We start from the raw sequence: 11,132 nt of genomic DNA on the forward strand, positions 1-11,132 counted from the left end.
CCTTTCAGATTCACGTCGATCATCCGACCCCACTGTGTTTCGTCGTATTCAGCAAGGCGGGTACCCTCATCTGCGATGCCGGCGTTGTTGTGTGCGAAGTCAAGCCCGCCGTACTCGTCAAGCGCCGTCTGTACCATCGCGTCAACATCGTCAGAGTCGGTGACGTTTGTCTTGACGAACGTCGCTTCGCCGCCGTCACTCGTGATCATCTCAACCGTCTCGTGGCCACCCTCCTCGTCGATATCGGCGACAACGACCTTTGCTCCTGCCTCAGCAAACCGAAGTGACGACTGTCGACCGATTCCTGATCCACCGCCAGTGACGACCGCAACTCCGTCTTGTATTCCGTTCATATTGTCTCCCACCACGTCGCTTCACGTGGATTGCTAAATATTAACAAACAACCGTGATATATCTGCCGGCGAAAGCTTATAATAAGGTATACCGCTGGATGTCGGCCAGGTTGTGCTGACAGAGCGAGAGCCATCCACCCGTCTCGAACGCGCCAACAACCTCAGCGTACATCGAACGGATCGCACGTCTCCTCTCCAACAAGGATCACACCACTAACTAAGAGTAGATACCCCACTTCGAAGCACTGTCTGCTCACGTGTTACAGTACGTTGTATACTCGGCATCGAACTCGCGTGGCGGTGGTTGCTGGAACTGCGAACCCATATCCTTCGACGTATAGGGGGTTTCCAATACGGTCAGTAACCGCTTGAACTTGGATAGCTTTCCAGTTTCGAGATACTCATCCAGTGACTCTTCAACTAGATAATTGCGGGGAATATACCGCGGATTGACCTCCTGCATCAACTCCTCATTCAGGCCGACAGCAGCCAACTTATCCCTCAGCTGCTCGAATTCCGCAGTTGTAAACACCGGGTCATCAAACGTCTTGGGTGCCTCTAATTCGAGGAACGTATTGGTGTAGTCTGCGTTCGATTTGCGAAGCCACTCTAGGAATTCATCGACGAGCTCTTCCTCGCCATCTGAGCCAATTCCCAACTTCTTCCGCATCATCGCGTAGTACTGCGCATCAAATCGAGCCTCAAATTCGTCTAGCTTGGCTTCGAGTTCATCATACGTGAGCGCTGACTGCGTACACAGCGGTTGGAGTGCTTCCGCAAACCGCTCGAGATTCCACCGCAGGATAGGTCGCTGGTTGCCGAACGCATATCGCCCGTGCTTATCGATTGAGCTGAAGACCGCCTCCTCGTCATAGTAATTCATGAACGCACAGGGTCCGTAATCAAATGTCTCTCCATCGATACTCATGTTGTCCGTATTCATCACGCCATGGACGAATCCGACACGCAACCAGTCAACAACCATTTCGATCGCTGACTGTATGACTGTATCAAAGAACTCCACATATGGACGATCTTTTTCCTGCAGCTGCGGGTAGTGCCTGTCAATTACATAGTCAGTGAACTGCTGTAGTTTGTCGGATGCTCGGGCTGCGACGTACTGGAAGGTTCCGTACCGAATGTGGCTGTTCATTACTCGGACTAGGACGGCTCCGGGTTCTGTCCGGCGTCGGTTGACCACGTCGTCAGTCTCGATGACCGCAAGACTTCTCGATGTTTTGATGTGTAGATTCCGCATCGCATACGAGTACAGATACTCTCTGAGCATCGAGCTGACAGTTGCGTTTCCATCGCCTCTTCCGGAGTAGGGCGTTCGACCAGACCCTTTCAGTTGAATATCGTATCTACTCCCATCGTACACGTGCTCGCCGAGTATCATTGCCCTCCCGTCGCCTAAGACGGTAAAACTCCCATACTGGTGGCCCGCATACGCTTGGGCGATCGGTTCTTCTAAACGATCTTGACCTGCTAGCATCTTCGCATCAAGTTTCGCTGTATCCAACCCAAGGTCAGCACATAGCTCGTCGTTACGAACCACAATTTCGGGATGAGCGATACTCTTCGGTGTCACTCTCGAATACAGCTCCGAGTCTAACTCTTTGTAAGTCGTGTCAAATGAAAAGGTCATTTAGGTTCACATAGTGTTCTTTCGCTTGCTTTGATAATTTGTACGGCTCATCCCGCCCATGGGCGTGACAATACGAGCGAATAGGGCCCGATAGAGAGAGAATCTTCATATATCGTCCGTTCGCTGTCGTATTTCCTTTCCAATACCAGCATTGGCCGAGCAGGACGGGCATGCAAGAACGACGCCGTCCTTGTCGCCGAACACCTGTACAAACTGAGCAGAAATATGCTCGCCACAGGTAGCACAATCAGGCATGTGTATCAGTAGAACTCCCGAACGAGATCCGTTACATTGTCCGGAGCTCCGTCGGGTATGACCGCCATATTGTCTGAGAGCCCTTCACGCTCTTCGTAGGCAACCGAGTGCTCGTCCTGATAGAGTACACCCTGGTACTCTTTATTTCCATCCATAATCATGTCTGTAGCGTCATCGTAAGCCGTCGGATCGTGGTCTGTCTCGGCGAGATCGACAATCGTGTCTCGGAAGTAGTCGTAGGTATCGACGTCGTTGAACGTCACACAAGGGCTGTAGACGTTGACGAAGCCGAACCCGTCGTGTTCGACGGCTTTCTGAACGATCTCGGTGTGGCGCTGGCTGTCCGAACTGAACGATTGGGCAATGAACGTCCCGCCGGCAGCCAGCGCGAGCGCAAGTGGGTTGACCGGCGGCTGTTTCGGCCCCTCGGGCGTCGTCGAGGTTTCGAAGTCCTCACGCGATGTTGGCGAGGCTTGCCCCTTCGTGAGGCCGTAGATGCGGTTGTCCATGACGACATATGTCATATCGACGTTGCGGCGGACCGCGTGGATGAAATGGCCAGCGCCAATCGAGTAGCCATCTCCGTCGCCGCCGGCGACCATCACTTCGAGGTTCGGATTCGCTAGCTTCGCCCCGATCCCCACGGGAAGGGCGCGACCGTGAACGCCGTGGAGTGCGTAGCTGTGCATATAGGTCCCGATCTTCCCGGAACAGCCGATCCCTGCGACGACGAACGTGTTGTCCGGGTCGTTCCCGGTGTTCGCGAGCGCTTTCATCATCCCGTTCATCGTGCCGAAGTCCCCGCAACCGGGACACCACGTTGGCTGCTTGTCGGATTTGAAGTCAGTGAATCTGATGTCGGTGCTCATCGCCTTACCGTCCTCCTCCGACCGTACGCAAGAAAACGTCCTTCGAGTCGATGCTCGCGGGTGTCGGTCGTTGCGTAATCTGGCTTGGTATCATGCTTTCGAGTTCGTGACTGTCGCAATCTCGACGTCTGTTATTCCCTGTGCTTCGATTTTGGCCTTCACTGCCGGTGGAAGCGTTTCGAGTGTCTCGTCAACTTGTGGATTAATCGGCACGCCGTCAACTTTGATCGCAACCAACTTGCCACGGCGACCGTGTGCAGCGACTTCGAATTCGAACGGTCGGTCACGTTCATCCACACTGTGGACCCAGACTTTCGCGAGCCCGTTTGCACTCTCCCAGTGAACGCTGTTGACGACGGTGAGACTGCCAGCCGGCGGAACGCAAGAGGAGCCGCATGCTGGGCACTGTGCGGAATGTGGACTCTTACCGATATAGGTATACTCTGCCCCGCACCGGTAGCACTGGAGTGAGAGGGTCATAAGTGGTTCCTCAATCACCCCTCACAGGCGCCCCGCTCGTCCGGGATCGACATCGATGGCGTCGACGGGACACACGTCGACACAAAGCATGCAGTCGATACACTGTGTCTCGTTAATCGGGTCGGCTTTGATGTCGCTCTCGGGGTGGCCCGGTGTATCCGTCCACTCGAACACGTCGACGGGACAGTCCTCGAGGCAGGCACCATCGGCCATACAGATATCGAAGTCGACAGCCACGTGTGTCCCGTGGATTCCCTGTTGTTCCGGTTCGTCGACCGGCCCCCAGACTCGGTGCCCCTCGTGTTTCTCAGCGACATCGCGGTTCGCTTCGAAGTGTGGATCGATAGCCATGAGAATTTCTCGATAAGGGTGGCGTAGTCCAAACGAACTACTATCCGAGCGAACCCTCCATCTCGAGCTCGACGAGCCGGTTGAGCTCAACGGCGTACTCGATGGGCAGTTCCTCCGTGATCGGCTCGATGAACCCAGAGACGATCATCTGCTTCGCGTCGTCGTCGTCGAGACCGCGCGACTGGAGGTAGAAGATGTCCTCGTCGCCGATCTTGCCGACGGTCGCCTCGTGGGCGACGTCGACTTTCGACTCGTTGATCTCCATGTACGGCATCGTGTCCGACGTCGACTCGTTGTCGAACATCAGCGCGTCGCACTCCACGGCCGTCGAGGAGTTCTCCGCGCCGTCCGCGATGTGGACGAGCCCGCGGTAGTTGGTGCGGCCGCCGTCCTTCGCGATCGACTTCGACTCGACCGTGGATTTGGTCTCGGGCGCGTTATGATACACCTTCGCGCCGGTGTCGATGTCTTGGCCCTCGCCAGCCATGGCGATAGTGATGTGATTGTCCGAGGCGCCGCGGCCCTTGAGGATCGTCGAGGGGTACAGCATCGTCGCCTTCGAGCCCATCGACCCGGAGATCCACTCCATGCGCCCGCCCTTCTCGGCGATGGCGCGTTTGGTGTTCAGGTTGTACGTGTTCTTCGACCAGTTCTGGACGGTCGAGTACTGGACGTGGGCGTCCTCGTCGACGAAGACTTCGACACCGCCACAGTGAAGATTGAATTTCGAGTACTTCGGCGCAGAACAGCCCTCGATGTAGTGGACTTCAGATCCTTCCTCAGCGATGATGAGCGTGTGCTCGAACTGGCCCATCCCCTCGGAGTTCATCCGGAAGTACGCCTGGACGGGCATGTCGACAGTGGTGTTCTCCGGGACGTAGACGAACGAACCGCCGGACCAGATGGCGCCGTGGAGCGCCGCGAACTTGTTGTCGCTCGGCGGGACGCACTTCGTCATGAAGTGTTCGCGGACGAGCTCCTCGTGCTCCTGGACGGCCTCATCCATATTACAGAAGATGACGCCCTTCTCCTCCCAGCGCTCCTGCATGTTTTGATAGACGACCTCCGATTCGTACTGTGCGCCGACACCAGAGAGCGCGTTCTTTTCGGCTTCCGGGATGCCCAGCTTGTCGAAGGTGTCCTTGATGTCGTCCGGGAGTTCCGTCCAGTCGTCGACGCCCGCCCGCACGTCGACGTCCGGCCGAATGTAGGGGACAATCTCGTCGACGTCGACTTCGCTCAGGTCCGGCTGTCCGGGCCAGTCGGTCGGCATCGGCATCTCCTGGAACTGTTCGAGTGCGCGCAGGCGCCGCTCTAACATCCACTCTGGTTCGTCTTTGTCCTCCGAGATGACGCGGACCGTCTCCTCAGTGAGACCCTTCTCGGTCTGGAAGGCAGACTTCTCCTCCTTCTTGAACTCGAAACGGGCCTCGGTGTTCGTCTCTTTGAGATCGTCTTGTTTTGAACTCATCAAAGTATTCTTCAGAGACTACGAATATAAGTGTGATGCGCTAGAACACTCGTTAGTAACTTATGACGGTTTCTTTAACGAAAATGAATAACTTTGTGTGATTTAATTCGGTTTCTCTACTTGGTAGAATTTAACATGTGGCGAGAGGGCTATTCCGTCGAGACAAGGCTACCGTCACTCGTTAGCAAGAATGACTTGACAGCACTCGATCGCTGCTTCGATGTGGCGGTCGGCGACCACGTCGCCCGTTTCATCAGCCGACTTAAGTAGTGTGGCAACTTGGCGGACCCGTTTCCGTCTGGTTTGCGTGTCAAGATCGTCACTGGTAGCATCGCGGGCGACGGCTTCAGCTTCTCCGAGCCATCGGTTCGTCGCTGGCGGAACTGGGCGATCTGCGGTCGCAGTTAGGTGAGTCGCTAGTGCGTCGACCGCAGCCCGCGGCTCGGTTGGGATGTCGATCTCGTCCGTCATTGTTGGTATGTTAGCGCCCACTCTGAAGAATTGTTGCGCCAAGCCACACGCCAGATGCTTTTGGACGTCTCCAGCCGAGTGCGACCTCTTTTTAGCCTATAGTCAGGGTGTTACAGAGCGGTTGGCATACCTCCCTTTGCTCTCTCGAATTGTTCACTGTAGGGGATTATTCTCCGAGTTTGTCTGTTACCGTCTCGTAGAGTCGGCCTGTCCACGCTGGGAAGACGAGAGCAGCGAGGGTTCCAACGACGACACCAGCAACAATTCCCTGTGTGATATCTTGGAGAACTGTCGTTCCGAGTGCCGCTCCGAACGTCACTCCAACGAGCATTGCGAAGACGACCCGTTCTCCCCCAGTGTCGTCGGAGTTATCAGACATCTGTATCGGATGAATTTTCGAGAGGCAAAAATAACTGGGGCAAGTCTCGTGAGCTAAAACGGCTGTGTGGTTCACAGGAGCGGTGTATCAGGCAATTCCCACTAAACCTAGGGTGTCATAGAAAATCTACCACGACATTTATTTCGCGAATTTACAGCTGAATCAGCCGATAGAATGCGTTTGTGAGTGTACTGCTGAGATTTTTACCAGATTGCGTTGATGTTCGTAACGGCCTGCTGAATACACAGCGCGAATGTGGCACGTCGCAGTGACGAAATCAGGATAGATCGATTCGCTCAGTACACTATCTGAGAATAATTCTTCCGCCTCTTTTTTATTCCACCTGTTTCGTGTTTTCTTGTGGAACACGTGTAGCTGTATAGATCTGATCTGATTTCAGCGTTGGCGATTTCTTTGCCTCTTCTTTCTGTTCCACTTGTCTCGTTTTTTCTCGTGGAACACGTGTACTTGTATAGATTTGATCTGATTTCATCGCTGTCGATCCGCGCTTGTTAGTAGTACACGTGGGAAATGTGAATTACTATCTTCATAGTAAATACTTATAAAAGAGATCAGCACCAGTTGTGAGCCAAATAGTGGTTTCCTACATACGTGCCCTGTATCTCGCACAGGTAGCTGAACCTCTCATTGAACTGGCAGAATTTTCGGCAGTCAATGCGCAGGCACGTTCTATCGGTTGGTTCTGGATTTTAACGGAGAAAATAACGCAGTTCCATTGCTGACTGCATCCTCTGTGTCGCGCATGTAACTTCTGACAAAAGCTGAAGATATGCCAGAGGCGCTGCTGAATACAGCGCACGTGTCTTACACGGATGTGTGCTAAGTCGGGAGGTGGGAGGTCCATCAAACAGGTTGAATCGTTTCTATACACGGGCGCCACAACCCTTCTTATTGAAACTCCCTATGGATATGTATGCAGTTGTATTGGCACCGCCGTACGCTTCAGCCAAGTCCGAATCCGGCGCTTTCGACCGCCTTCACCGCTGCTAAACAGAATAATAGCTGTGTGGTGCCAGTGTTCGTGTTAGATGACGCGATTTTGTCACGGGCCAACGGGTTAGGAGTCGCGTTCATGCTCGGTTCTCTTCATGAACTTCGAGATTGGTACCGAGGCCATGGCGGTGATATCGTGATACAGCACGGAGACCCAACCGACGTCGTAGGTCGTCTTGCGCGGACCATCGGAGTCGAACAAGTCGTGTGGAACAAAGACCATTCACAACTGGCCCGTGCCCGTGACCGTGCGGTTCAGCGTGCTCTCACCCGCACCGGAGTCGCCTACACGTCCGTTCCAAACGAACAGCCGAGCAAAATGAACTCATCTACAACGCTGCCCTCGAACCCAGATGCGTATCTGGCTAACCCACATACACTGGAGATTAAGACCCAAGCGGTGCCACGACTCTCAGACCTTCGTGAAGACGAATACGACTCAGCGCCCCTCACCGCCGGTACTGAATCTGCTCGAAAGCGATTACGAGCCCTATCGAACGGAACAACGTATCGTCGGTGTGACGACACCGGATAGTACGTCACTCAGCATGATACGGCACTCGACTGGGTTCGAACGATTTGGCACCCGTCAGATAACAGCCGATGAGGCGGGTTCTACCAGTCGTATCGATATTTGATATTGTCAACGCGCTTCACGACCAATATCTGGGGAGAGTCCTTCTCCGTTCGCTTATTCAGGTGTGTCAATATCTCTCACACTGACTTCAACCTCTGTATCTCACCGGGATTTCTGACATAATGTAGGTAGGTCAGTACTGTGTGTGGGTATTTGGATCACCTGAATTGACCGATTCGGGGCGGTGCTAACAGCTATGAGAACCGTTGTATGACACCCAGTCAACGGTTTATGTTTCTATCATACCGAGATATCTACCTCTCTACCATCCGTCTTTAGCTAAGAGAGAAACCGCGTGATAGCAGCGGCTTATCGAGGCTTCTTTTCGAGAGGAATGAGGAGGCGGCAAGTGTGCACCAAGACGCCTCCTCATCGAGAATCATGCGTCGGCTCACTACACTGTTTCCCTCCGAGTTCCTCGAAGAGCACGCCGAGGAACTCGGCGTGGTCGAGCGTGAGGGGAAGCTTCAGATTCCTGTTCTCGTGTGGGCGCTCGTGTTCGGCTTCGCCGCAGGCGAGAGCCGAACACTCGCCGGGTTCAGACGCTGCTACAACTCGACAGCTGATGAAACGATCTCTCCCGGTGGCTTCTATCACCGGTTGACACCAACGCTGGCGGAGTACCTCCGCGACCTCGTCGAGCACGGCCTCGACGAGGTCGCTGTTCCTGACACCGTTGACGCTGATATCGACCGATTCAGGGACGTGATGATCGCCGATGGAACGGTATTGCGGTTACACGAGTTCCTTTCTGATGAGTTCCAAGCCCGTCACGAGGAGCAGGCTGGAGCGAAGCTCCACCTGCTCCACAACGCTACTGATGAGACGATTGAACGGATCGACGTAACGGACGAGAAAACGCACGACAGCACGCTGTTCAAGACGGGATCGTGGCTGCAAGAACGGCTCGTTCTGTTCGATCGAGCGTACTTCAAGTACCGCCGCTTCGCGTTGATCGATGAGAACGACGGCTACTTCGTGAGTCGGCTGAAAGAGAACGCGAATCCACTGATAACGGAGGAATTGCGGGAATGGCGCGGCCGCGCCATTCCCTTGGAGGGCAAGCGGATCCACGATGTGGTCGATGATCTCTCGCGGAAGTACATCGACGTAGAGGTCGAAGCGGAGTTCAAGCGGGGCCAGTACGAGGGGACGCGGTCGCTGGATACGAAGCGATTCCGCGTCGTCGGCGTCCGCGACGAGGACGCCGACGACTACCACCTCTACATCACGAATCTGCCGAGAGAGGAGTTTTTCCCGGCGGATTTAGCAACGCTGTATCGGTGTCGGTGGGAGGTAGAAACGCTGTTTCGTGAACTGAAGACGCAGTACGAGTTGGACGAGTTCGACACAAGCGACCCAGATGTAGTGAAAATTCTGCTGTATGCGGCGTTGCTGTCACTGCTGGTGAGTCGTGAGCTGTTGGATCTGGTCACCGAGCAGGCCGATGACGAGATCGTGTTTCCACCGGAACGCTGGGCGGCGACCTTCCGGTCGCACGCCCAGCTCATCCTCCATGAACTCGGTGAGTATCTCGGTTACTCGCCACCGCCGTTGCTGGAGCGGCTGATCGAGGACGCCCAGAAGATTCACCAGCAACGACCGATCTTACAGGAGACGCTCGCTACCGCTACACAACCGAGGTGTGAGTCTTAGCTAAAGACGAATGACCTCTCTACTTTCCCACTTCTCTTCTACTTCATCTACTGATTTCTCGTTGTCAATCACGTCGGCTAAGTCGCGGAGGTACTCTACGATGTCATCGTTGTCTACGTCCCATCGCTGGTCTGAGATAGATTTGAGACTCGTCGCTAGCTCACGGGCTTCATCAGCCGTGTAAGCTGCGTTAGTCTCGCCAATGTCAACGATGACAGCAAACTCGTTGTCGGTGATGCTGAGGTTCAACGACGACACCTCGCCGTCAATAATGCTGCTCGATACCCCGTCCTGAAGATCGGACTCATACATTATGTAGTCGATCTTGTCGGTCCCATTTGAAATCGGGGGATCGTCAGGGTCGGAGCGGTCAACTTTCGACCGAGGGCAGGGTACCACTTTGACCCGAGAGCTCTGTTGAACCCGCAGAAGGCGTGGGACTAGGTCCTTCTGTGTTCGGTTCAGAACCCCAGCCGAGAAGATTCGGAAATAGAATTTTAAGGAAAGCGAGGAGACCGAGATCACTAGCTGGATCGATCCAATTCATCGACGACGAAGAGCGAGATACACGCGCCTTCAGAGATCCTTGTCCCAGTGCTGTCATCGGATTCAACAGAGTAGATTGGGCAGGATATCAATAATGTCTATTCATCTACGAAATTAACATTCGTGATCTCAAACCGTGCTCCACCGTCCGCCCCGTCCGTAACGCGAATCTGCCAGTCGTGAGCATCGACAATCTGTTTGACAATATTCAGCCCGAACCCAGTTCCATTTGCCGACTGCGAGTAGCCGACCTCAAAGACAGCGTTGCGTTCGTCGGTCGGAATGCCTGCCCCATCGTCTTCAACATAGAACCCGTCGGTTAGTTCTCCGACTGTAACTGTCACTTCTGGCCCACCGTGTTCAACCGCGTTTCGAAACAGGTTCTCAAATACCTGCTTGAGACGACTGCTATCTGCCCACACGGTTCGATCGACAGTAGTAATTACGCGTCCCTGCTCCATCTGAACGTTCTCTTGGCACCTGTCAGCTATCATCGCGAGATCAACCGGCTGAGTGTCACTCACCTCTTTATTATCCTGAGCCAGAATGAGAAGATCTTCAATCAGCGCCTCCATCCGCTCTAGTGCTCGGCTGACACTGTCGAGATGGTCGCTGTCACACTCGTCGGCCACCAACTCAAGATGCCCGGTAGCAACGTTTAGCGGGTTCCGAAGATCGTGTGACACAACGCTGGCGAACTCCTCTAGTCTCTGTTGGCGTTCTATCCGCTGAGTAATATCTTGAAACGTGCCGCGCACACCAACGATTTTGCCATCCTCACGCCAAGGCTCGCCACGGGTACGAACCCATCGCACCTCATCGTCAGCTGTGACGATGCGTAACTCCAAGTCGTATGGTTCCCCGTCAGTTAACACTCGCTCGACAGCTTCCTGAATCGTTGTCTGATCTTCGGGATGATAGAACTCGACGGCGTTCTCGACTGTTGGTTCGAAGTCTATGTCGACGCCGTGAATCCGGTAGACTCAGTCGATCACATCGGGT

At 54.4% G+C, this 11,132-nt stretch carries 12 protein-coding genes; 2 read left to right on the forward strand and 10 right to left on the reverse strand.

Annotated features, from left to right (window positions below):
* The 8 genes from Z052_RS18435 to Z052_RS18470 form a co-directional block, all read right to left on the reverse strand.
* Positions 1-353 (reverse strand): SDR family NAD(P)-dependent oxidoreductase (locus Z052_RS18435; RefSeq protein ID WP_144050075.1); only part of this gene is annotated, 353 nt, incomplete at its 3' end.
* 253 nt (positions 354-606) lie between these two features.
* Entirely contained in the window at positions 607-2,001 is a 1,395-nt protein-coding gene (locus tag Z052_RS18440; RefSeq protein WP_094579701.1) for a YdiU family protein, read from the reverse strand.
* Between the two features lie 260 nt (positions 2,002-2,261).
* Complete coding sequence (locus tag Z052_RS18445; RefSeq protein ID WP_094579700.1) at positions 2,262-3,125, reverse strand: 2-oxoacid:ferredoxin oxidoreductase subunit beta; 864 nt, start codon at positions 3,123-3,125, stop codon at positions 2,262-2,264.
* Positions 3,126-3,215: 90 nt separating this feature from the next.
* Entirely contained in the window at positions 3,216-3,605 is a 390-nt protein-coding gene (locus Z052_RS18450; protein WP_094579704.1) for a hypothetical protein, read from the reverse strand.
* Between the two features lie 21 nt (positions 3,606-3,626).
* Complete coding sequence (locus Z052_RS18455) at positions 3,627-3,956, reverse strand: ferredoxin family protein (protein WP_008443201.1); 330 nt, start codon at positions 3,954-3,956, stop codon at positions 3,627-3,629.
* Between the two features lie 40 nt (positions 3,957-3,996).
* Positions 3,997-5,427, reverse strand: a complete 1,431-nt coding sequence (gene sufB, locus Z052_RS18460) for a Fe-S cluster assembly protein SufB (RefSeq protein ID WP_099289333.1) — start codon at positions 5,425-5,427, stop codon at positions 3,997-3,999.
* Positions 5,428-5,601: 174 nt separating this feature from the next.
* On the reverse strand, positions 5,602-5,898 hold the full coding sequence (locus Z052_RS18465) for a hypothetical protein (protein ID WP_099289334.1): 297 nt from the start codon (positions 5,896-5,898) through the stop codon (positions 5,602-5,604).
* Positions 5,899-6,064: 166 nt separating this feature from the next.
* Entirely contained in the window at positions 6,065-6,277 is a 213-nt protein-coding gene (locus tag Z052_RS18470) for a hypothetical protein (protein WP_094580239.1), read from the reverse strand.
* Between the two features lie 934 nt (positions 6,278-7,211).
* On the opposite strand from Z052_RS18470, the gene Z052_RS21455 reads away from it, so the two are divergent.
* Positions 7,212-7,826, forward strand: coding sequence for a deoxyribodipyrimidine photo-lyase (locus Z052_RS21455; protein ID WP_099289335.1), 615 nt, complete (start codon positions 7,212-7,214; stop codon positions 7,824-7,826).
* A 483-nt stretch (positions 7,827-8,309) separates the two neighbouring features.
* Entirely contained in the window at positions 8,310-9,584 is a 1,275-nt protein-coding gene (locus tag Z052_RS18480) for an IS4-like element ISH8C family transposase (RefSeq protein WP_099289336.1), read from the forward strand.
* Here Z052_RS18480 and Z052_RS18485 read toward each other — a convergent pair whose 3' ends face one another.
* Together Z052_RS18485 and Z052_RS18490 are read right to left on the reverse strand one after the other, a co-directional pair.
* Positions 9,585-9,896 (reverse strand): hypothetical protein, encoded by a 312-nt coding sequence (locus Z052_RS18485; RefSeq protein ID WP_099289337.1) that lies wholly within the window; start codon positions 9,894-9,896, stop codon positions 9,585-9,587. It abuts the gene before it with no gap.
* Between the two features lie 332 nt (positions 9,897-10,228).
* Positions 10,229-11,104 carry a HAMP domain-containing sensor histidine kinase gene (locus Z052_RS18490; RefSeq protein WP_303646231.1) on the reverse strand — a complete coding sequence of 292 codons (876 nt, stop codon included), beginning with the start codon at positions 11,102-11,104 and terminating at the stop codon, positions 10,229-10,231.
* Positions 11,105-11,132: the final 28 nt, after the last annotated feature.

The organism is Halorubrum sp. C191, assembly GCF_002727095.1.
Classification (GTDB): domain Archaea; phylum Halobacteriota; class Halobacteria; order Halobacteriales; family Haloferacaceae; genus Halorubrum; species Halorubrum ezzemoulense.